This window comes from Parapedobacter luteus (genome assembly GCF_900168055.1).
Taxonomy (GTDB): Bacteria; Bacteroidota; Bacteroidia; order Sphingobacteriales; family Sphingobacteriaceae; genus Parapedobacter; species Parapedobacter luteus.
The window spans coordinates 24,455-47,591 of sequence record NZ_FUYS01000002.1 but is presented as its reverse complement, the minus strand read 5'-3'; the positions used below and the strand labels follow the sequence as shown (position 1 = coordinate 47,591).

19 protein-coding genes and 1 pseudogene are annotated in these 23,137 nt (G+C 51.1%); 8 read left to right on the top strand and 12 right to left on the bottom strand.

The window, feature by feature from the left end; translation table 11 throughout:
• Window positions 1-4 precede the first annotated feature (4 nt).
• Both B5X72_RS03390 and B5X72_RS03385 read right to left on the bottom strand, forming a co-directional pair.
• Window positions 5-3,280, bottom strand: coding sequence for a TonB-dependent receptor (locus B5X72_RS03390; RefSeq protein WP_176146084.1), 3,276 nt, complete (start codon window positions 3,278-3,280; stop codon window positions 5-7).
• A gap of 203 nt (window positions 3,281-3,483) precedes the next feature.
• Window positions 3,484-4,623 carry a FecR family protein gene (locus B5X72_RS03385; RefSeq protein ID WP_079715445.1) on the bottom strand — a complete coding sequence of 380 codons (1,140 nt, stop codon included), beginning with the start codon at window positions 4,621-4,623 and terminating at the stop codon, window positions 3,484-3,486.
• Window positions 4,624-4,813: 190 nt separating this feature from the next.
• Here B5X72_RS03385 and B5X72_RS03380 point away from each other — a divergent pair, with 190 nt between their 5' ends.
• Window positions 4,814-5,848, top strand: coding sequence for an LLM class flavin-dependent oxidoreductase (locus B5X72_RS03380; protein WP_079715444.1), 1,035 nt, complete (start codon window positions 4,814-4,816; stop codon window positions 5,846-5,848).
• A 6-nt stretch (window positions 5,849-5,854) separates the two neighbouring features.
• Here B5X72_RS03380 and B5X72_RS03375 read toward each other — a convergent pair whose 3' ends face one another.
• A complete protein-coding gene (locus B5X72_RS03375) occupies window positions 5,855-6,829 on the bottom strand; it encodes an ABC transporter substrate-binding protein (protein ID WP_079715443.1) in 975 nt (324 codons plus the stop codon).
• Window positions 6,830-7,057: 228 nt separating this feature from the next.
• Here B5X72_RS03375 and B5X72_RS03365 point away from each other — a divergent pair, with 228 nt between their 5' ends.
• Window positions 7,058-7,840, top strand: coding sequence for a patatin-like phospholipase family protein (locus B5X72_RS03365; protein WP_079715441.1), 783 nt, complete (start codon window positions 7,058-7,060; stop codon window positions 7,838-7,840).
• A gap of 62 nt (window positions 7,841-7,902) precedes the next feature.
• Window positions 7,903-8,274 (top strand): DUF423 domain-containing protein, encoded by a 372-nt coding sequence (locus B5X72_RS03360; protein ID WP_079715440.1) that lies wholly within the window; start codon window positions 7,903-7,905, stop codon window positions 8,272-8,274.
• Here B5X72_RS03360 and B5X72_RS03355 read toward each other — a convergent pair.
• From B5X72_RS03355 to B5X72_RS03340, 4 genes are all read right to left on the bottom strand, one after another.
• Window positions 8,251-9,549 (bottom strand): NAD(P)/FAD-dependent oxidoreductase, encoded by a 1,299-nt coding sequence (locus B5X72_RS03355; RefSeq protein WP_079715439.1) that lies wholly within the window; start codon window positions 9,547-9,549, stop codon window positions 8,251-8,253. The two genes, B5X72_RS03360 and B5X72_RS03355, sit on opposite strands and share 24 nt — an antisense overlap.
• Window positions 9,550-9,631: 82 nt before the next feature.
• Window positions 9,632-10,051, bottom strand: coding sequence for a retropepsin-like aspartic protease (locus tag B5X72_RS03350; protein WP_079715438.1), 420 nt, complete (start codon window positions 10,049-10,051; stop codon window positions 9,632-9,634).
• A 23-nt stretch (window positions 10,052-10,074) separates the two neighbouring features.
• Entirely contained in the window at window positions 10,075-11,841 is a 1,767-nt protein-coding gene (locus B5X72_RS03345; RefSeq protein WP_079715437.1) for a HEPN domain-containing protein, read from the bottom strand.
• 179 nt (window positions 11,842-12,020) lie between these two features.
• Window positions 12,021-12,857: a hypothetical protein gene (locus B5X72_RS03340; protein WP_079715436.1), complete on the bottom strand. Its 837-nt coding sequence runs from the start codon at window positions 12,855-12,857 to the stop codon at window positions 12,021-12,023.
• Window positions 12,858-12,981: 124 nt separating this feature from the next.
• On the opposite strand from B5X72_RS03340, the gene B5X72_RS03335 reads away from it, so the two are divergent.
• Window positions 12,982-13,365, top strand: a complete 384-nt coding sequence (locus B5X72_RS03335; RefSeq protein ID WP_139378520.1) for a hypothetical protein — start codon at window positions 12,982-12,984, stop codon at window positions 13,363-13,365.
• A gap of 33 nt (window positions 13,366-13,398) precedes the next feature.
• On the opposite strand, the pseudogene B5X72_RS21165 reads toward B5X72_RS03335, so the two are convergent.
• Together B5X72_RS21165 and B5X72_RS03325 are read right to left on the bottom strand one after the other, a co-directional pair.
• Window positions 13,399-13,536, bottom strand: a pseudogene (locus B5X72_RS21165) (type II toxin-antitoxin system HicA family toxin); the annotation flags it as partial.
• 65 nt (window positions 13,537-13,601) lie between these two features.
• The gene (locus B5X72_RS03325; protein WP_079715434.1) at window positions 13,602-15,092 is read right to left on the bottom strand and encodes an aminotransferase-like domain-containing protein; all 1,491 of its coding nucleotides are present in this window, start codon (window positions 15,090-15,092) and stop codon (window positions 13,602-13,604) included.
• 66 nt (window positions 15,093-15,158) lie between these two features.
• On the opposite strand from B5X72_RS03325, the gene B5X72_RS03320 reads away from it, so the two are divergent.
• From B5X72_RS03320 to B5X72_RS03305, 4 genes are read left to right on the top strand one after another with little or no spacing between them, the layout of a single operon-like run.
• Complete coding sequence (locus B5X72_RS03320) at window positions 15,159-15,770, top strand: FMN-binding negative transcriptional regulator (RefSeq protein WP_079715433.1); 612 nt, start codon at window positions 15,159-15,161, stop codon at window positions 15,768-15,770.
• 31 nt (window positions 15,771-15,801) lie between these two features.
• The gene (locus B5X72_RS03315; protein WP_079715432.1) at window positions 15,802-16,260 is read left to right on the top strand and encodes a GNAT family N-acetyltransferase; all 459 of its coding nucleotides are present in this window, start codon (window positions 15,802-15,804) and stop codon (window positions 16,258-16,260) included.
• Between the two features lie 5 nt (window positions 16,261-16,265).
• Window positions 16,266-16,799: a GNAT family N-acetyltransferase gene (locus B5X72_RS03310; protein WP_079715431.1), complete on the top strand. Its 534-nt coding sequence runs from the start codon at window positions 16,266-16,268 to the stop codon at window positions 16,797-16,799.
• 37 nt (window positions 16,800-16,836) lie between these two features.
• Window positions 16,837-17,835 carry a phosphotransferase enzyme family protein gene (locus tag B5X72_RS03305; RefSeq protein WP_176146083.1) on the top strand — a complete coding sequence of 333 codons (999 nt, stop codon included), beginning with the start codon at window positions 16,837-16,839 and terminating at the stop codon, window positions 17,833-17,835.
• 18 nt (window positions 17,836-17,853) lie between these two features.
• Here the strand turns inward: B5X72_RS03305 and B5X72_RS03300 are convergent, their stop codons facing one another.
• The 3 genes from B5X72_RS03300 to B5X72_RS03290 form a co-directional block, all read right to left on the bottom strand.
• Window positions 17,854-19,206 (bottom strand): ATP-binding protein, encoded by a 1,353-nt coding sequence (locus tag B5X72_RS03300; RefSeq protein ID WP_079715429.1) that lies wholly within the window; start codon window positions 19,204-19,206, stop codon window positions 17,854-17,856.
• A gap of 155 nt (window positions 19,207-19,361) precedes the next feature.
• Entirely contained in the window at window positions 19,362-22,106 is a 2,745-nt protein-coding gene (locus B5X72_RS03295; protein ID WP_079715428.1) for a hypothetical protein, read from the bottom strand.
• Window position 22,107: 1 nt separating this feature from the next.
• Window positions 22,108-22,881, bottom strand: a complete 774-nt coding sequence (locus tag B5X72_RS03290) for a hypothetical protein (protein ID WP_079715427.1) — start codon at window positions 22,879-22,881, stop codon at window positions 22,108-22,110.
• Window positions 22,882-23,137 lie beyond the last annotated feature (256 nt).

The following is a 23,137-nucleotide window of genomic DNA, read 5'->3' as shown; positions in this document are numbered from 1 at the left end:
TTTTTTAGAACCTTACATCAAGACCAACATTAAACACCTTCATTTGAGGATACCATCCGCCATTGCTGGCCGAATCGTTTCCGAATCCTGGGGCTTCGGGGTCGTATCCTTGCCAAAAGTCCGTCAGGGTGAACAGATTCTGGGCGTTTGCATAGATCCGTAAGCGCTGCAATTTGCCCTTCAGCAATGCCGTGGGCAAAGTGTAGCCGAGCTGTATGTTTTTCAGTCGAAGATATGCAGCACTTCGCAGCCAGAATGTGGAATTCTGTTCGTTGTTGCTCTCGTTGAATGCCAACCGGGGGAAAGCAGCATTGACATTGTCCGGCGTCCACCGATCCTTATGCTGTTCCTGCACGGTTCCGCCTTCAAAAAACGGCATAATACCCTGACCGAACATAAACCCATCAACCTTGCCCACACCCTGGAGGAAGAGCGACAGGTCAAACCCCTTGTAGCCGAGATCAATATTCGCGCTGTAGGTATAGCGGGGTATCGGACTTCCGATGACCTGTTGGTCAAGCGTGTTGATGACGCCATCGCCATTGACATCTACGTATTTGATATCGCCGGGAGCCACGTTCCCAAACTGTGCTGGATGGTTCGCTATGTCCGCTTCATCCATAAAAAAGCCATCGGCTATATAGCCAAAGAACGAATTAATGGGATATCCCTCACGGCTTACTTGCCGCGCCGTACGCTGGATGCCCCGCATGTCAATCACTTTGTTCTTGACATCCGATAGATTCACCGTGATACCGTAATTCAATTGGCCCCATTGATCCCGGTAACTCAAGGCCAAATCCCATCCCTTATTCTCCACAACCCCGGCGTTTTGATAGGGGGCTGTTAGCCCCAGCATATTGGGGATATCCAATTGGAGCAGTATACCGGTGGTCTTCCGGTAGTACCAGTCATAGGTCAGGTTAAATTTGGACCACAGGTTCAAATCCAGCCCGATATTGGTCATTTCGGTCGTTTCCCACTTGATATCCGGATTGGCCATATCGTTGAGTGCTGCGCCCATACTGATCTGATCGCCGAACGCATAGTTAGGCCCACCTACATTGATGAACGCCGCAAAAGGATAAAGTCCCCCGATATTCTGGTTGCCCAGCGTACCCCAGGACGCCCTAATCTTCGCATCGGTCACGATGTGCATGAGCGAAGCCATGAACGGCTCCTGCCCGATTCGCCAGCCGGCGGATACCGAAGGAAACAAGGCATATTTATTGTTCGAGGCGAACCGCGAGGACCCGTCATAGCGCGCGTTGGCCTCAAAGAGGTACCGTTCTTTGTAATTATAGTTCAGGCGTCCGAAAAACGAGCGAAGCGCCCAATGGTTTGCTGAGCCCCCGGTCCGTTCATTTTCCCGATTTCCGGCATCTATTTGTTGGTATTCCGGAAACAGGAACACTTCGCGGTAAGCCGACAGCCAATCGTTACGCTGGTCTTCTTGCTGGAAACCTGCGAGGAACGTTACCTGGTGTGCTTCGGCGAATAACTTATCAAACGTAGCCGTCAGCCGGAGGTTGTTGTACCACTCGCGGGTAAACTGTTGATTGAGGTTATTCCGCGCCGGGGTGGCAAAGCTGGGAGTAAGGTCCCAACGGTAAGTCTGTACGGTATTGGCGAATACCCTACTATGCGGTTCGTTGTATTTGGGAGCATACATTACTTCTGTCGTCAGCCACTCCGCCGGCTTATAGCGGAGATTGAGGTTGACGAACCCACTTAATGTTTCTTCATTGCGAAGCCCGCCGTCTACCGCTTTTGCAATGGGATTGTCACCGTTCCATCCCTCCCCCCATAGTCCATTGGATAGAATAGCGGCCTGATTGGCAGGAATACGGCGCATCCAATGAAAAATATATCCCGTTCCAGTGGATGGCTCCTTCAAATCCGTACGGCGCAGGAAAATATCAGCCGATGCATTCAGCTTTTCGTTCAGCTTTACATCGGTGTTCAACCGAAGGTTATACCGGTCGAATCCGACATTCGGAACAACTCCACCCTGATCAAGATAACCGAAAGAGCCAAGGATACGCATGCGGTCAGTCCCGCCGCTCATAGCTAAATAATGACTTTGCATGAAGCCGTTTTCCGTCATCGTCACATCCTGCCAATCGGTGTCTGGATAACGATCGCGGTTGGAGGCGCCTTGCGTCTTGTATTCTTCAATGAATTGCTCTGTAAACAAGGGGCTTCGCCCTGTATTGGTATACGCTTCATTGATCAGCTCCATATGGTCAATTGCATTCACTATTTTAGGCATATCCGTAGGCCGCTGCCATCCAACGTACGAGTTGTAATTGACGGTCAGCCCTTCTCGGCTTCCTCGCTTCGTCGTGATCAGGATCACGCCGTTAGCAGCACGCGAACCGTATATCGATGCAGAGGCGGCATCTTTGAGTACCGTGATGCTTTCGATTTCGTTGGGGTCTACGTTGGCCAAGCTGGATTCCACACCATCCAGCATCACCAAAGGGTTGGAATCGCTCAAGGTGCCAATCCCCCTGAGGCGCACGATGCCTCCATCCCTTCCCGGTTGGCCTGAGCTCTGCACGATCGTCAAACCCGGCACAGCGCCTTGCAGCGCTGCCGTCGTCTGCCCGACAGGGCGCTTGGCCAGCTCGGATCCGGATACCGTGGCAACGGACCCTGTGAGATTCACTTTTTTCTGCGTTCCGTATCCCACAACCACGACTTCCTCCAAGTCCGATACCAGCTCCCTGAGTTGGACATTTAGCGTCGCTCCGGCAGATACGGCCCGCTCCTCGGTAGAAAAGCCGATGATGGAAAATACCAGCGTCACGCCTTCTGCCGGCACGTTTATCCTATAATTTCCTTCGGCATCCGTCGTCGTGGCCTGCTGGGTATTTTTAATGACAACCGTTACGCCTTCAAGCGCCTGTCCACGCTCGTCGGTCACCTTACCCGTAACGGTATGCTGCATAAGCAAATCATGAAGCGTACCAGGTGGCGCTTCTTTGCGCGATACCAATACTCGATTTCTCCGGATATTGTAAGTAAGCGGCTGATTGGCAAAACAGTGTTGAAGGATCTCCTCCAACGAAGCTTCATAGAAACTCAGACTTACCGGCTTCGCATCCTTCAGATCATCGGTTAGGTAAAGGAAATGATAACCGGTCTGTTTGCGCAACTCGGTAAATACTTCCCGCAGGGGGACGTTTTTCGCTGTTATGCTAGCCTTTTGGGCGTAAACCGCGGCTCCAGCTTGCGTGATGGCAGCTAACAAAATAGCCAACGTGATCTTAAACATAACCAAAAGCTTAAACAGCGCGCTATTGTTCAATGTGCATGTAGATGCAAAACAAATTTTATACATTTGCATAATCAGGTATTGTTAATGTTGGTTATCTAAGCATTAAATTAAAAAAGCCTGATGGGCACTCGTGCCAGTGAGCCAGGAGTGTTAGCGGCACTTCTGGTTTCTTTTCAGGCTGTTCAATCAGGTAGTCCTTGTCACCACATAATATGAACCTCCTTTCCATTGCGTTCAAGTTTCATTTTTCCAACCAACTCCAAATCGGTCAGCAACTCGTCTAAATCTGCAGATATGGGAAATGTACCACCAAAACGCTTAGCCGGCATCTTCCCTTCGACGGTAATACGGATGTCATACCACCTGGCAACGCTGCGCATCACCGAAACGACGTCCATATCGTCAAATACGAAATAGCCATTTTTCCAAGCCATTACTTGTTCCAGCTTGCCCTGCAATTGTTCTATTTTTTCGCTTTGCACGGACGTTATCGCCTGATACCCCGGCGTAAGCACCACCTCGCGCCGGCCTTTCCGTACATTTAGTCCACCTTCAAAAAGTGTGGTCGTTACCGTGCCATCCGTCGGGTATGCCGAAATGTTGAAATGTGTTCCCGTCACCAAAATCTCAGTCCCATTTGCCATGACTTTAAACGGCTTGGAATTATCTTTCGCCACTTCAAAATAGGCCTCCCCGGTTAGCTCAACATGGCGCTCCTTCCCGACAAATGCAACCGGATAGGTCAACGACGACGCGGTATTCATCCATACGGCCGTTCCATCCGGCAATTTTAGGTTAATCCGTTTTCCATTCGGTGTACGGATATTGTTTTCACCAACGGACCCGGGCTGCATATACCTGTCGTCAACCTCGTATACTAGTCCATCAGCATTCCGACGTATCGTTGTTCCTTCAATTGACGCAATTGTCTCCGGTGACTGTTCATCAAGCTTCACCGTCCTGCCATCGGCCAGTGTTAGCACGATATCACTTGTCGATCCCAGCACCGATTCATTAATGACCAATGGTTGGCGGCTATCGTCAGTATCAGGATAAACAAGGCGCCATATAACCCCTGCTCCCAATATCACCAACGATGCCGCCGCTATCCAGCTATACCAGCGGATTTTCATGCGTGCATGCTTTTGTGTAGAACGCCGTCCATCAACTGCCTGCTTAATCCGTATTCCCATCAACACCCGCTCTTCTTCACTGTTCCAATCCCAATCGCCCGCAATCGGATGACGGAGTATAAGGTCTTCCAAAAACCGCTTCTCCTGTGGGGTGCAGTTTCCATTGGCATAGCGACGTAATAAATCTCGCAGTTCGTCCTGTTGCATGTCGACGGTTTATACTTGGTGCTTTGTTAGTAGGAGTACACCAGCGTACGTAAAGTGGTATCCCACAACAAAAAAAATCAACAATTCACTGAAAATCAACCGAAAAAAATCATGCTTCCACCTTTATTAACCTACATTAAGGCTATACTGAAACAACATCATTACCTTTGTGTTTAAACAAACAAAAACCATGGAATTAGGCATCAGCATGTTTGGCGATTTGGGTGCGGACCTTGCAACGGGCAAGTTCCAGCCTACGCAGCAACGGCTTGCGGAAATTATCGAAGAGATTAGATTAATGGACGAAGTAGGATTGGATTACTTTGGCATCGGCGAACACCACCGTCCGGACTACGCGGTACCAAGCCCCGAAATCGTGCTGGCTGCCGCGGCAACGGTGACTAAGCGTATCAAGCTGGGGAGCGCAGTGTCCGTGATCAGCTCATCCGACCCCGTAAAGCTCTATCAAAACTTCGCGATGATCGACCTGCTGTCTGGAGGCCGGGCCGAATTGATGGCCGGCAGGGGTAGCTTCATCGAGTCCTTTCCCCTATTCGGCTACAACCTTCAGGATTATGACGCACTGTTTGCCGAAAAGCTGGATCTACTGCTCACCATCAATAAAAACGAGCGGGTCACCTGGCGAGGTAAATTCAGGGCGCCGCTTGACGATCAGGCAGTCCTGCCCCGGGCGGTGAATGACGAACTCCCCATATGGATAGCCGTTGGCGGCACCCCCCAGTCGGTCGTCCGGGCAGGAAAGCTCGGCCTGCCCTTAATGATTGCCATTATCGGCGGTACGCCCGCACAGTTCCAGCCTCTTTTTGAGTTGTATAAAACTACATACCTTGAACATGGGCATGATCCGGCGAGGTTTCAGGTGGGCATCCATTCGCACGCCCTTTTCGGTGACCATGCTTCTGAGTTGAGCAATACTTATTTCCCCAAGTATGCTGCGCAAATGGACAGGGTGGGAAGATCTCGCGGCTGGCCGCCGTACCAGCGCACGCAGTTTGACTTCGGCATGTCCAAGCACGGGGCCTTGTTCGTGGGCGAGGCCGATGCCATGGCCGACAAAATTCTGCACTACCAAGAATTATTTGGGCTTACGCGTTTTGCGGCGCATATGGACGTGGGTGCCCCCGCGCATCGGGATATCATGAAGTCCATTGAGATCTTCGGTACCAAAATAGCGCCGCAGATCAAAAAGGCCCTCGCAAAGTAGTATAAGCTATAACGCTTCGAACGTCTCGGGAAAGGAAAAGCCAAACCGTTCGGCGGCATCGGGGTTATATACCCGTTTCCTCACCTGAAGCATTTCTACCTGGAGGCTGTCTGTCAACCGGTTCTTTAAGTAAACAGCTGCTTGTGCGCCACTTTGGTACCCCCAGCGGTAAATATCAGCACCAAAAGCAGCTACCGCCCCCCTTGATACCAGTCCGGATTCACTCGTGAACACAGGTACACCTTTGTCATGGCAGTTTTTTAAGATGGTTTCAAACGCTGCAAACACCGTATTGTCCGGATTAGCGAAGAACGCGTCAATCTGGTTTGTCAGCAACGTACGGACAACCAACTGTGCTTCGGCGGAGCTGTTAAGCGGCAGCGCTTCCACATGCACATCCATACTTTCTGCAAGCGATTCAATACGTTTATAAGCCTCCACAGATTGCGGCTCGGATTGATTATAAATCATGCCGACGCGCAGTTGTTCACCCTTCGGCTTTACCATCTGGGTAATGATGGCGAAAGACGTATCGATATAATTCAGGTTTTCACCCGTACCAAACAGCAGGGCGGGTGGCTGCCCATCGGATTCCAGCAGCCCCAGAATCTCGGGCATTGCAGTCACCGTCTGGAAAATCGGGATGTCCTTGCTTCGCTGCACGGCAGCAATTGTAGCCAAGGTGGTGCTGGTGCCAATGAGATCAACCTGCTGGCTGTTGAAATAGCTTATAATTTGATTCAGGGTGGCCGCATCGCCTTGTGCGTTACGACGGATAAATCGTATGGTACCATCGGATTCACTGTAGCCACTGTCACGTAGTGCCGCTTCAAAGCCGTCACGCGCCTGCGCAATTGTCGCATCTTCAAAGGCCTCCACGAAACCAACCACGGGCACTCCTCCCGATTGCTCCGGACGCTGGCAGGAATACCCCAATATACTAACCGTTAATACCAGCAAGGTGATGCGAAGATTCTTCATACCGTCAAATTTAAGGTTTTCGTGTGGTAAATGCGCGTGAGCGCCCGACAAAATTCAGATTTTTGCACAATTCGCGATGTTTACAGCCATGAGATTTTTGGCCTAGGAGCGTGAGCGTAGTGAGCGTTCCAGCTAAAATCTCATGGCTGTAAACAAACGGAAATTTGGCGTACACCCAGATATACATGAAATAGCAAGAATCCGACGAAAAAACCGTAACCTTACCCCATGGCATTCATTTGGAAAAAATTAAAGCGGCGCACTCACAAAGTGGGTCTGGTCCTTTCCGGTGGCGGATTACGTGGCATTGGGCACCTCGGCGCCATCAAGGCCCTGGAAGAACACGGATTGAAGCCTTCTATCGTTTCCGGTTGCAGTGCGGGCGCAATTATCGGCGCGTTCTATGCTGCCGGCCATTCGGTAGACAAGATGTTGCATATCGTGCAGGAAAACGATCTGTTTCCCGCAACGAGCTTCCGGCTCCGGGCTTCGGGCTTTATCGATACCCGCTTCCTCGCCCGGTTATTCCAGCAGTACGTTCCCGCTAACACGTTCGAGTCGTTAAAGCTTCCCTTGTATGTAGCCGCCACAAACCTCCTATCGGGCAAAACCGAGTATTTTTATACCGGGCCGCTGGGCGAAGCGTTGCTCGCGTCATCCAGTATTCCGCTGATGTTTCCGGCAGTGCGGCGCAACAAGGGGGTGTACTACGATGGCGGCATACTTGACAACCTGCCCGTACAGCCGCTGCTCGGCCAATGTGACCTCCTCGTTGGCGTGCATGTCAACGCGCCCGATACCGTTTCACCCGAGCAACTGACGCCCATCAAGACGTTGGACCGCATCACCCACCTGGCCATCAGCCAATCGGTGTTGCACAATGCCAAGAAATGCGACCTGTTCATCGAACCGCCCGACATGCTGCAATTCGGCATGTTTGGAAAAAAAGAATTGATGCGCATTTACGAATATGTGTATGCCTATACTGCTGATCAGTTGGCAAAACGATAATGTCAGCTTTTATCTGTCCACAAAAAAACCATACCTTTGTCCATATACCCATCGTTTAAATCATGCTTGCTCAATTATCCGGTGCTATGTTCGGGCTAACCGCCGTCATACTCGGTGCCTTCGGCGCCCATGCACTCAAGAAGAAGTTTACGGAAGACCAACACGACAGTTTCGAAACCGGCGTTCGGTATCAATTTTACCATGCACTGGCATTGCTGGCTGCCGGTTTCGCGCAGACCGCCGGGGTAATCGAGCCGGGTGCTTACACATGGCTGTTTATCAGTGGCACGGTGCTGTTTTCATTTAGCATATACGGCCTGTGTTTAAGTGCTGCTTTCGGTACAAAATGGCGGTTTCTGGGCCCCGTTACGCCCGTTGGCGGGCTGTTGCTCGTGGCGGGCTGGCTGTCGTTATTGTTTGCTATCCTCCGTTGAGGGCTGTTTCTGCTCCTTACTTGGGCGGAGGATAAGCCGCAATGTCGGGTCATTGGTGACGAATGACCATGCCCAGTTGGTAGCCAGCACCACTTTATTGCGGAAGCTGATGAGGGGAATGATATGTACGAACAGCCAGCTCACCCAGGCGATCCACCCCCTGAGAAAACCTTTGGGTAGGTCAGCCACCGCCCGGTACTTGGAGATGATCGCCATCGTCCCTTTGTCGCGGTACATAAAAGGCTGCATCGGCTTGCCATCGGCCATGCGTGATAAGTTCTTCGCGAGCAGTTTCCCCTGCTGGATGGCCACCTGCGCCACTTGGGGGTGGCCTTCAGGATAATTTTCATCGTCCGTCATTACGCATTGATCGCCCAAGGCGAAAACTGACTCCGTATGTGCTACCCGATTGAATGCGTCCACGCTTATACGCCCGCCGCGGGCAACGGCATCGCCGGGAAGCCCCTCTACGCGGACGGCAACAACGCCGGACGTCCAGATCAGGGTATCCGTCGGTATGGCTTCTCCCGAGCTCAGCATGACATTGCCGGAAGCGTAATCAACCACCTTCGTATTCAGAACAATCTTAGCTCCGAGCTTTTTTAAAACCGTATACGCCTCCCGCTGCGCCTTAGTACTCATCGGCGGCAGCAGTACCGGCGCAGAATTAACAAGGTACAGATGCGCATGGAAATCGGTCAATTCGGGATATTCCTTCGCCACGATCTCCCGCCCCATCTCGGCGAGGATACCCGCCAATTCAACGCCAGTGGGGCCACCGCCGGCAATAACAATATTCAACGCCTTATCCCGCTCGGCAGGGTCAGTGGCCCGCACGGCACATTCCATCCGGAGTAAAATGTGATTCCGAAGATTCATTGCATCGTCAAGCGTCTTCATGGGCACGGCAAATTTGGCGATGTTTTCAAAACCGAAGTAATTTGTTCCCGTACCCATGGCAAGCACCAAGTAGTCATATGACAGCGTACCAGTCGTCGTTTCGACCTCCCTTGCCCGAGGATCGATGCGTTTCAGCTCGCCCATGTGGAAACGGATATGTGGCTTTTCCTGAAATAACCGGCGAAACGGATAAGAAATGTTTGACGGCTCGATAAATGCCGCAGCAACCTGGTAAATCAGCGGCGGGAAAAAATGGTAGTTATTCCGGTCAACCAGGGTGATGATAAACCGCTTATCCTTTCCCAGGTGCTTAATTAAATTGATTCCCGCAAATCCTCCTCCGATGACAATGACGTGTTTGGTGTTATCTTTCATGTGTGCCGAGGATAAATCTCACTGTTGAAGAAATTTTCCATGGATTTCAACAAAGTCCAAGTCTTTCACGTGCGCAATTCGCTTACTTCAGCTTCATTTGCGCAAAGTATGGGTGATCAGGATTGACGATCATTTCCTGCCGCAAAGGGTGAATAATGACATCCATGTCTTCCATCGGAATAGCTCCCAAAAGCGGTTCAGCTTCTCCCGGTAAAACCATCGCGTCCACATTACAGCGGCGATTTTCGAAACGTACCTCTATAGGGCCTACCACTTCGTACTCCACAATGCTACCATTTGCCAGCTGGCCTTTCCGCTTTTCGATAACAGGCAATTGAAGTTGCTCCTGTATATTCTCGTTGATACACATATACGCTGAACCCGTATCAACAAGCATCCTGATCGGCATACGTTTAATTTCTTCCTCGCCAATAATATTTCTGCGGGAAAGAACCAAGTCCTCCCCATTAATTAACTCGATATCTGCGTAAATCAATCCCATAAGTATTTCAAAAATACTAATTTTTATTGAACAACCGCTTCCTGCTCCTCAAAATGGTAGTTGACTAATTCCTCCACCGATTTTGAAAACGTTTTTAGGCGATCGTGAACAATATGCAAGGCATAACCGTCCGCTCGATAGCCCGGATTATAGCGGAGCTGATTCAGCGCCTGTGAAAGCTGCACCACCATTTTCCGTTCTTCGGGAATATCCAGACAAAAGTGTTCGCTGGCAAGCGGGGTAATGGATTCCGTCAGCTGTATCAAGTACATCAGGTTAAGAATGTTATCCGGCCTATACCCCCAAATCGCATGCAGCATCCCCAGGCAGAGCTGTTCCATCGCTTGCGCCATGACAACCGCGCAGCTTTCATCATGTCTGGTTCCGATATGTTCCTCCGCCATTTCGATCATCCCCTCCGCGCTCCAAAGGTAACGCTTCCACTGCCAATCCCGTTCCGCTAAATCAACTGCCTCAGGCGTGCCGCTTTGTGTCAATAGCCCGTTTTTACTGCACCACCTTTCTGCTGTATCCACTAAAAAATGAAAAAACGTATCCCCCTCTTCCAACTTTTTATTGAACGTGCCCAACTTAAAATACAATGCGACGATCTCCAACTCGTCCCCCAGCACCTCGTTTATCTGATGCTGTTGCCGCAATGGATGTTCAAGTGTTTCCTCGGTCAGGATAGCCAGGTAATACCGATGGCGCTTTGTTTCCCTTTTTTCCAGTGTGACGAGGTTCACCGACCGTTCTTCCCGCGATTGATGCGCAAAGCAAAACACATGGGTGGGTGCAAAATAGCGGCTGATGGCCGCGAGGATATGGTGGCGGTGGTCTTCGGCGCTGAATATTCCGCTGCCCGCCGGTCCGTCGCCCTCCGTTGACTCATTAACAGCATCGACTACATCCATTGCATCCACGGTTTCTTCGTGATTAGTGGTGGTTTGCTCCGAATTTTCCGATTGTTCCATAACCCGGCTTTCTTCGGCCTGTCGGCGTTGGAGTTCGTCAAGCAGGTCGCGGTTAAACGCTGTTAGGTAGGCGAGCAGCGCTTTGGACTTATCAGCCGCTACGTCCAAATCTTCTTTGGACACGGAGAAATCATGGTCGTACCGTGCCGAGCTATAGGATTCGTCGAGTTTCCGGAGAATATCCCACTCTTCTTCTGCAAATAGCGAACCCATTTCCGGCGAAACGGCTCGGATGTATTCTTGATGCTTACGGATGGAATGCGTCAATTTGGCTTTACCCATGATTAAATGTTCAGCGAGACGGAAGCCGAGCTCAATAACTTGATGCAACATGAAACTTGCCTGGGAATAGTTTTCGCTATCCATATAAAACCGATAGCCCTTCTCAAACGCGTACAATTTTGCAATTTCTTTTTCAAAATAACGCGCCGCCTTTTTGTACCTTTTCTGGTAATTGACCTCCTGAAAGACCACCCGGCTACCCGGATTGGGATTTTCGTAAACCCTGTTATTTGGGTGATAAATCAGTGTGACACGTATGTTTCCCTGGTTTATTTGGCGGTTCACATCTTCCGGGAATAACACCTCGGCATGGTAACCTGCTTTTTCAGAAACGGCCACGTTACACAGTGCTCGCGCAGAAATAATTTCTTGCCCGCTTTCGTGCCGCAACAGCACGTATAGCTGATTGAACAATTTGCCCTGCATCCGAAACGGATATAAGTATATCTCCTCCACTGCCAGATTTTCGGTGATGCGCTGGATAATGAGTTGCAGTGTCAGATCTGGGGTTTGGGTTATATTTTTTGAATTCATCGCCTTCTTGGATTGAGTTAAGCTTTCAGCTGTGCTGGAGTCCCTTTTCCTGATTTCGCAGCTCTTCCTCGCTCAATGAGCTGGGGTAACTTCTTTCCATACCCAAACAGATACACGTTGAGTTATGGGTTCCTGCATAGCATCGCTCATATGTTCAGTGGTTTGAAACTAACTATAATCTACCCCTTCGCTGCATCAGTGGTGGGGTTCGCTTCTTGGTCTCCATGGCTGTTTCCTTGGTCACGATCACCATCCACCACCGCTGCCCCATCCACTCCGTTCCTATGCTTATCCCATAACTCAGCCTTCTCAAAAATCGGCTCCAATTCGACAGCAGCCTCCGCTTGGCGTTTATCAATAATGCTGTGCATCAATTCACCTAATCTGGATAGCGGCATCTTTCCCTCGAACCTATTAGTCGGTTTGGCAATGACATACGATGGCATCTGTAACGGTAAGCCACCCTCCCGGTATATTACATACAGCGCCTGGGCGAGCCGGAGCAGGAGTTCGTGGATGGCGGTGATTTTATCACCGAACTGTTCGTAATTGGGAACCTGTCTTTGGGTAAACGACAGCATTAAATCATCCAGCGTATTGTACCACTTTTTCATCGACTGAAATGAAAAAAATTTGCTCAGCGTATCCGCGGGATTAATCTGACCGTCAAAGGAATATTCTCCACGATACACATACGCATAGTAATCATCCGACGACTTGAAAAAATTCAACGGTTCTTTTTGCTTTTTCAGCCCGCATTGCCTGAAGATCACATAGGCAACCTCCACCTGCTCAACCAACTGCTTGCAATGGTATCCGTTTTCCACCGCGTCCGGGCATGCCATTTCCGGGTAAGCCCCAGCATGGACGGTGAGGCTAACAGTTCGCATCCAGTCGTCAATTTGGTATTCATAACCAAAAAAATTGTTCAAGTAAATCATCGGGTTTTTAATAACCCGCTTGGTTACATACCGGAAATTTTCGGCTTTCAGCTTCTTTTGTTTAATTTTCGCCATAATTGTTTCATTAGGATTGAAGAAAAATGGTTTGAAAATAATTATTCCTGACACATCAAATTTAAGAACTATTTTTCTTCAATACAAAATTTTATGAAGAATATTTTTACCAATGGGTTCTGTTTTGAAGAGAATTAAAGAAATAGCCAATCAGGAAGGCATCAGCGTAACCGCGCTGGAAGCGTCCATAGGCGCCAGCAAAGGTGTTTTTTCACGGGCTTTGGCCAATGGAACCGATATCCAAAGCAAGTGGCTGGTGAAGTTAGCTGAAAATTATCCCCTCTACTCACCCGAATGGCTGCTCACCGGCGAAGGCGAAATGCGGAAGGCGGATGTGCTCAGGGAATTGGAAGAAAAATATGCCGCGGAGCATCCAACGGACTTGACCAATGAACTGATTCAAACGCTGAAAAAAGTGATTTCGTCGCAGGAAACGACCATTCAGTCGCAAGCCGTAACGATCACCGCGTTGCAGAAGCGGATCAATGAGTTGGAAAACGGGAAATAAGAATCAACGTTGGACAAATTCACATTCCAGCATTTATCTGATACCAGCTTGCCTTAAAATTGCCAAAAAAGTACCTTTCTTCAAATCCTTACCGCCGTGGTATGGCACAATAGCGGTCTTATTGTTGATCGGATTATAATAAACATGGTGGGATCCTTTGGAGCGCTTAAAAACAAAACCATTTCCCTAGTGCCGGTTGGTGAAACACAGCCTGATAAATGTAGCTTATCTTTGGGTCAAAAGCGATCCACGACGTCCTTCAATACCCCTACACATTCTTCCAACGCATCCTCCGTGGATGACGCAAACCCCAGCCGGATGGCGTGCGCATCGTAGGCCGGATAGCGGTGCGCCACCCCGTCCGAAACGTATAATCCCTTTTTACGGGCGTCTGCGGCAAGCCGCGCAAGGTCGATACGCCGGTCGATCCGCGTCCATACCGACAGGCCACCCTCCGGGGTATCGAACGCCATCATACCGGACAGTTCAGCTGCCAGCAAGTCGCAGAAATGATCCCTGCGCTCCCGGTATACGGCCATGGCTTTTCGCAGGCTGCGCTGGATAGTCCCGTCGTCCAACAACTCGGCCATCGCCCGCTCCAGGATATGATCGCCCTGCCTGTCGAGCAAAGTCCTCACCGACGCGAGGTGAGCAACAACGTTTTCCGGCGCAACCAGGTATCCCAAACGGAAAGCGGGCGAAAACGTCTTGCTGAACGACCCGCAATAAATGACCAGCCCGCTGTCATCTGCACTGGCCAAAGGAAGCAACGGCTTGTGCTTGTAATGGAAGTCATAATCGTAATCGTCCTCGAAAATGATGAATCCGTATTTGTCCGCCAAACGGAGCAGTTCCAGCCGGCGATCCATCGGCAGGGAAACCGTCGTCGGATAATGGTGGTGCGGAGTCACGTACACCATGCGCACCCTCGTGGTCCGGCACAGCTGCTCCAGCGCATCCACCTGTATCCCCGCTTGGTCTACCGGAATACCCAATAACCGCGCTCCCGCGTGCTGGAAGTTCGCCTCCGCCCGCCGCCAGCCGGGCACGCCTGCTACGACGACATCGCCATGCTGGATAAGCCCGTTGCAGACCAGGTTGATGCCCATGACGGTACCCCGCACGGACAGTATATTCCGCTCGGTGATGTCGAGCCCGCGCGTGAGGTTGAGGTAGCGTGCCAGCGCATCCAGGAACCGTCCGGATCCCTTGGCCTGGCCATAGCTACCGAACCGCCCATATAAATCGCCCCGCTCCAATTGCGCCCGATAAGCCCGGTAAAGCTCCTTCAGCGGGGCCAACGACGGATCGGGGAAACCGTCGTCCAGATGCAGCCGTGCAGTCACGGGATCGACGCCATGCCGCAGATAATCCGCACCCCTGATTTCAAAGCCCGCCTCACGCTTCCGGTCTCGTTCCTGCCCGCCCTTGTCCAATCGCATGGGCTGTGATTCAGGCAGACGGGATGCGACGAACGTACCCCTGCCGACGTGGCTTTCCAGCCAACCCTGCATCTCCAATTCCTGAAACGCCCTGGTGATGGTCAGACGGTTCAGCCGAAAGATATCCGCCAATTCCCTCGAACTCGGCAGCCGCCCGCCAGGCGGTATCCTGCCCTGTCTGATGAGCACCATGATGGCCTCGGCCAGCTGCAGGTACACGGCTTTGCCCAGCTGCGGCCGCAGCGCAATCCCGGAAAACAACGAATACAAAATTGGACTATCCATTTTATTGATATTGGATGACAAAGGTAATCCAATCTACCCATATTTTTGTGCTGCAATACAAAAGTCATGTATATACCCAAAAGCTTTCAATTCAGCGACAAAACGGAAATCGCGGCGTTCATGCGGCGCTATCCGTTTGCCACGGTGGTTACTGCTCATGATGGGGTGCCGCTGGCCACACACCTGCCTTTCGCCGTGGAGGAACACCAGGCAGGGATTACCCTGAGCTCACATTTTGCGGCTGCCAACAATCAGTCACGGTTGATTACGGGATGTACTTCGTTGGTCATTTTCAGCGAACCCCACGCCTATATTTCGCCGCGCCACTATGATAAGCTGGAAAGTGTGCCGACCTGGGACTACATTGCCGTCCACGCCTACGGCACCTGCCGGGTGGTGGAAGACCACAACGCGAAGCTGGCGCTGCTCGAAAAAATGATAGGCTTCTACGAGCCGGAATACCTCAACCAATGGACCTCACTCCCGCTCCGGTTTAAGACCGGCATGATGAGCGGTATCGTGGCGTTTACCATGGATGTGGCCGAACTCCAGGGGCAGCAGAAGCTCAGCCAAAACAAGACGCCCGCCGAGCGCATGCGCATTGTCAAACAATTGGAAACGACGGCTGGCAGCGTTGAACAAGCACTCGCGGATTATATCAGAAAAACGATAACATAAGACCCTAACAATCATTTAATCCCACCAGATCATGGAGATTATCCGCATCAACAACACGCAGGGCGACCTTGTCTTCGCCCTGTTTGACCAATACCGGGTTTTCTACAAACAGCCATCCGATATCGACTTGGCCAGGCGGTTCATACAAGCCCGATTGGACAACAACGAGTCCGTCATCTTTGCCGCTCTGCTCGATGGCGGAGAAACGTGCGCCGGTTTTACGCAGCTCTACCCCAAATATTCCTCCGCCAGGGCCGTGCGGAACTGGATCCTTAATGACCTGTATGTGGATACACCTTACCGTAACCAGGGCATCGGGACCGGGTTGATCACAGCAGCCATCGCTTTCGCGAAGACGCACGGCGCTGCGTTTGTTGAGCTTTCAACAGCGACTGACAACGTCACCGCCCAACGGCTCTACGAGCATATCGGATTCGAAAGGCAGACTCCGGACGTTGATTTTCTCACCTACAGGATTCCCGCTGTTTAATACCGATGAACACTTTCCCGATACCTCCCCTACTGCAAAATGACCGGGCCATCCTGCTGCCGTTGCTGGAGACGGATTTTGAGGTGCTGTATGCACTCGCATCCGACCCCGTCGTATGGGCGCAGCACCCGCAGCCTGACCGATGGAAAGCAAGTGTCTTCCGCATATTTTTTAATGGAGCCATCAACAGCAAAGGGGCCTTCAAAGTCATCGACAGGAAAACTGGCGCAGTTGCCGGAAGTACCCGTTTTTACGATTACGATGCGCAAAACCGGAGCATCTTCATCGGCTACACCTTCTATGCCGCGCGCTACTGGGGCACGGGACTGAATGCTGTGGTGAAAAAGCTCATGCTTGACTACGCCTTCCGATATGTAGATACGGTATTGCTGCATGTCGGAGCAGCCAATATCCGCTCCCAAAAGGCCGTCAAGAAGCTGGGAGCGCGAAAAATAGCGGAAGTATCGGCAGATTACCATGGAGATGGCCCGAAACCGAATTTCACCTACGAAATCCGGAGAGAGGATTGGGGGGATTAAGCGGCCAGATGCATTTATATTACACTATATTTGTGCCATGGCCATCTTCCCCACCCGCTATTCGCTGCTTTCCGCAACGGCGCTCAACAACTATTTACGGCAATGCTACGCGCTAAGCGACACATCGTGCCGCCTGCTGATCCACAACGTCAGCGATACCTACCTGCTCGAAAGCTCCGGCACGCGGTATATCTTCAAGATTTACCGCGATGCGCACCGCAAAATGGAGGAGATAAACGGCGAAGTCGAATTGCTCAACATCCTGCATGCGGGCGGGGCTTCCGTAAGCCGCCCGTTGGCGGATAAGGAAGGCCGTTATTTACAACCCTTTGACGCAGCGGAAGGTATCCGATATGGCGTATTGTTTACCTATGCCGAGGGCGAAGTATACACCGCGATGAGCGACCAACAGTTGCTGGAAGTCGGGCGGGGTATGGCCCGCATCCATCACATCACCGCCGGATTGCAATTGACGCACCACCGCCAACCGCTGGACATGGAAGCACTGGTGGATGCGCCATTGCGCGTCATAAAACCCGCATTCGCTAACGGGCTGGAAGCCGAATACGAATACTTGCACGATACGGCAACCCGCGTGAAGCAGCAATTGTTAGCGTTTGACCTGCCTTCGTTCAGCCACGGGTATTGCCACTACGATTTCCTGCCCAAGAACTTCCACTTTGACTCGGCCGGCAGCGTCACGTTCTTTGACTTCGATTTTGCCGGATCCGGATACCTGATTAATGACCTTGCTTCATTCTATGTCCATTTCTTCCTGGATGTGCTTCACCACAAAATGACGCAGCCGGAAGCAGACCGCCAGTTTGCCGTATTTATACAGGGTTATCGCGCGATCCGGCCATTAAGTGAAGCTGAATTGGCTTCCATCCCCCATTGGGGATACCTTTTCTGGCTGTTCTATTTCCGCTTCCATTACGAGAACTTCGAAGACTGGTCCAACTTTTTCTTCCACCCGAGATTCATCCAAGCCCGGGTAGGCTGGATGAAAACGTGGGAAGAATGGTACCTGAAATGATCCTCGCTGAACGGATCCTCATACTTGATTCACCAGCCATGAGACATATTGTGGCAGCATGGTAACCGTATAATATGGCAGGTTTAGCAATATATACGGTTTCTTATTGGGAGTAACCGTGTGCTCTAACTGGAACACTCCTCCATAAATACGGATAGCAAAGGGGTGGTCAGCCACATCAACAAATTGATGCAATGACCTCAAACGACCTGTAGCCCCCGATTTAATTTCGATGGGTATCGCCCATTTTTGGTAAACATAAACCAAATCTACTTCGGCACTTGACTGTGCCTTTTCCCGAACCCAAAAAAATGGTTTACCGTCTGTTTGCTGCTGCAACGAAGTCAGCTCTTGGGTAATCAAATGCGGAATTATGGCACCACGATACGCCGTACTAAGCTCTGTCATCGCCAGCATTTCAGCCTGTATACCGAGCGTATAATTGATGATTCCCGTATCAAGCAATTGTAGCCGTGGAGATTTCTTTAAGTCGGCTTTTAGCGGCGGTGCAAGATCGGTTGTAGGATAGAGTAGGCGGATAATTCGGGCCGCATCTAAGGTACGAAAAGCTTCCCCGACTTCCCTTGATCGGTAATTGGAATTACCGAACCCCTGGAACTTTACTCGTTCATCGAGGTATAATGGTGCCGTATCCATCAAATGCTTAATGATTTTACGTTTGGAATCGTTGGAGGTATACTTCTCGACATCATTCTTATACGTTCCCCAGATACTCTCATATACTGCTACCAAGTCCGAAAGTTGGTGATTGGCGTTATCTACCTTGACCACTTCGGGCATTCCGCCTATGATAGCATATCGGTGGAAAGCTTCCAGCAGTGGTCCATGAGCAGCTGGCCGTACGGGCACCTCCCGGAGCACTTCAAGGAGGCCGGGTTTACCTATTGCCTCCAGATACTCCTGAAAATTTAATGGATGCAAATACAAAAACTCAACCCTTCCTACGGGAAAACTTTGCACGCTGTGCAAGGCAAATTCCAACAGTGAACCCGCACTGATGACATGGAGCTGGGGCAATTCTTCATAAAAATACCGCAGTAATTGAATTGCTTTAGGGCTCTCCTGTATTTCATCAATAAATAGCAATGTGTTATCCATCCCAGACGATGGGATACCGTGTGTCAATAACAGCGACTCCACGATGGTATACACATCTTCAATATCCTCAAAAAAACGACGATCCCCCGGCTTCTCCAAATTGAGATGAATCACATGCGAATAGGTCTTGGCGAAATCTCTAATCAGTGTTGTTTTACCCACCTGCCTCGCACCACGTACGATGAGCGGTTTCCTGTTATCGCTGGATTTCCATCGTAACAATTGGTTCGATATGCTTCTTCTAAAAGCCATTTTTAACTGTTTGTAACAAAATAAAGGCAAATATCAGAATTATTTGTAATAAAATAAAGGTAAATATCCTCATTTCTTGTAATAAAATAAAGGATTAAGCCTATATTCTCATAACGGAGCAACGGACGAGAACACCGAGGACTAGCCACAATGACTCAATTGGCTACTTTGTACACCAGCTCCTGGTAACCGATTTCGCCTTCCGACGATATGGCCTCTATGATGACAACCGTTTCGCCGGCTGCATCCGAATGATAGTATGATGTCCCGGCCGCCCCACCTTCATCGGTAGCCAACTCGGGCACCCAATGAATCAGCGTGCGCAGGTCCGGCCGCTCCGCGTCGTTTTCAGTGGGCGCCTCGTAACGCGGCGCGTAAAACTCCATAATAGGTGAATACACGGGCACCTTAGCCTGCAAAAGCCCCGTAGGTTTACGGACAGCAAACAAGCCGTTCCCTGCATGCGTATAAATGGCGATGACACTGCCCACTGCCGGTATTTCGAGCGGCGACGCCTCCGGATAGGTTTCCCGGTACAACGAACTGAAATTCTTGGCAAAACGGATGAGTTCCACGGTTTTGACTTCACTGGGCGGGATGTTGGGAATAAATTCGTAGCTGTGGCCCGGTACGGGGATACCGTCTACGACGACAAGCGTGGTCTCTCCTCCAATAATCTTCGCCCGGAGATAACCGCCGTTACCTCCAACCCGTTCGATGCGCAAATCGTCCGGAAAATTAAACAGCAACACGCTGTACAACCCGTAGGACCACTTCTCCTCCTTATCCTGAATGGCTTTCCCGGAAATGATGACGTCGGATTCCCCATACCGATCAAGCACGTTTTGCTGCTGCGGACTGAGTGCCCGGCGTTCTACCAACACTTCGTCCAGCAAGATTTCGCCGGCTGAAAGCCGGTATGAATACTCACGCTGTGCACGCTCCCGCCGTTTCTGCACGAGATACGACACGACACTGTCCACCCGTTCGATGGAGCGGCGCTGATCATAGGCAATCTCCGGAGGTTTTCGCTCATCCAATGACAGGGCATAATCCCGGTTTTTTCCGGATTTATTGGCGCTTTGGATCAGTACATCCAAGGAATCGACAAATTCATCCCCTAATTCAAAATAAAAGCGCCCAAGGCTATCCGTATGTTGTGCCGCCACGGACGAGGTCTTGCCGAAGGTCATCAGCGTAAGGCCTATACCTGCCTGCGCTTTCTTGGATAAGACACCGGCGACTTTGCCACTGACGTAGGGCGAAGGCTCGTTTGGTAAAAGGAAGGTGTCCTGCGGCTTATCATAAACGTACCGCCGCCACCCTTGCGTAAGCATCAACGCATCCAAATCGTCAAACGGTGCGTTGTGCTCATCCTGAAAATAGTAGCCGGGGTCTTCGATATCGCCACGAAGCTCCGAAGACAGCAACAACCGTGTAAGCAGGTTATCCCGTGCTGTCTGCGCTTTGCCGATATGATCGGCATTCACCACCGATACCGAGACCTTGGCGTCGGCGGGTTCACCATCGCTGCCGAACACCTGTATGGAGAGATCCACGCTATCCCGTTTCCGGGGTTCGGGGTTGTCCATCGAGACATCGATACGAAGTCGCGCACCCGGCCGTTGGTTAAAGAAAAGCCTTTCGGCCATTGGCTGCATCCGCCTGTCCATCAATGTGAAGGAAATGATACCCTCCGGAAGTGCGGCTGCTGGCAGCGACGTGGTGATATGGCCGTTTTTCAACGATGCTATTATGTGGTAATACAGCACGCCCCGGCAACTCACCTGGACAAATAGGCTGTCGGTCTCCCAGCAATTGGAGGAGAGAGCCAGTTCAATATTGTCCGCTCTTTTTGAGACACCGAGGACACGCCCCTCGCTGACAACCTGGGGGAGCGGATAGCGACCCGAGTCCCCTGTGGATAAGGAGTCCAATACCGCGTAGTAGGACAAGCCACTGTCGGCGGTCATCGTGAAGCTTCCCATTCCCAAATGGTTGCACCTGAATGGCGCAACGGTATTTCCGCGGCTATCTCGAATGACACCCGAAACGGCGATGCCTTTGCCTGAGCCATTGAGCACTTTGACACCTACCTTGCTGGTCAACCCGTGTACCAGTTGCCCACTTTCGGCAAAAAACTGAACGTCCGGAGGCCCCTCCTGCAAAGCGATGGTCCTGGTATAGCGGATGCCATGTTGCGTCTCCATATTTACGGTAGCCATCCGCGCACCGTTGGGTAGCGGGTGATCAAGCGGATAATACCCGCTGCGCGCCGCCTTTAGGGAAAGTGTGTCTTTTTCTCCGTCTACCGTTAAATAGACCGTAAGCTGCTTCCGGTGTTCCGGATCAATCAGTTCGGGATTCAGCTGGGCTTGCAGCCAATACATTCCGGGTTCGCGCTCGTTCAAGTGCAGTGCCGTCATGGGATTACGGGCTATTGCTGTTGAAGCGGGAAACACATCGATATAGGTCCGGAAAATAAAGTCTGCACCGAAATTCTTATTCCATTCCGTATAAGCCCGTAGCAAATATGGACCTTGTACATAGCCTTCTTTCAGCTCAAAGCCTCCTGATCCAACGCCATCGGTCAACTTGATGCGCTTGCGATCGGCAACGCGTTCATCCGGTCCGATCAGCTCTACGTGGAGCACGCCGCTCATGGTACTGGGGCGGTGGCTTGCGGACTCCACAACCACGGCCTTAAACCAGATCGGCTGATCAGTCGTATACACATCGGCGTCCAATTGGAGGTAAATCTTTTCGGCAAAGGCCGCATGTGCAACGAAGCGATCGGATTGCGCATAAACGGAGACTGTACACAGCAAAAAAGCGATACCGGCAAGGGAAGCTAAGCTTTTTTTGCTGTACCACACGGTATCGCCTGCGCCAAAATCCATGTCATCCGGCCGCTACATCTACACCAATCACTTCGAAGACATTTCGCCCTTGATCCGATATCGGCACGGGATAACCGCCTAAATTCCTGTAAAAAGAAATTCCAAAGCAGATGATTACCGGGTCAGTCGACGCCTCGGGCAACTCCAGCCGGAAGGTCTGCGCAGGAATGGTCTGCCAATCCATTGGCAGCAGTTCTTGATGCTGCGCGACAACGGGCAACGGCTCCACGCCGGCATTGAACAAGATGGCTCCTACATGAAAACTGCAGCGCTCCGCGCCCTTAGGCGCCGCCATCGCGTTACCGGGAGACAGCGCCGGAAGCGTGACCTCCAGCAGGCCGGTCTCCCGCTGATAGGCACAACGGGGCGGGATAAACAATACATCCTTCAATGCGGCAACCGCATTGAAACTGAATCCATGAAGCAAAGGTAGACTTTCGGGCAATACAGTGCGTTCGCCCCGGCTGTGCATGGTGTCTGACCGGACGACGCCCGTCATACGTGTCGTCAGCCGATTGACTGCCGTTGGATCTTCAAACAACGTATAACGCTCACCCAGCGCCAGCCTCGTCGCTACGCGGATGAGCCTCCCCGCAGTACTGGCACGTCCGAATTCGGTGTTGTTTTCGCGTGTCCTCGCGAAGGAAGGGTCGGTCTTGATACGTTCCTTACTGGCCCCAGTGCGTTGCCGGACAAGTGCCTTACCGTTGCTGTTGTAGAAAGACAAATCCCCGATTTGTCCTTCAAGGGTAATTGAGCTTTTCTGAATGGCCACGGCCTATGTGGTTGTGGTACAGTACAAAGATAAGAAAAACTCAGGGACAATCCAAGGGTTTCCCGGGAGTAATCCGGCCATAAAGCATCTGATAGCGCCATAGGTAAAGGTGAATAAAAGGTGGATTATACGTGGGATATACGTGGCAAATACGTGGATTACCGGTGGCTCACACAGGCAGGAAACAGAGACACGACACGAAGCCGGCATCCGGACACACTACTTTTTTTATTTTTATCTTGACAATAAAAAAAAT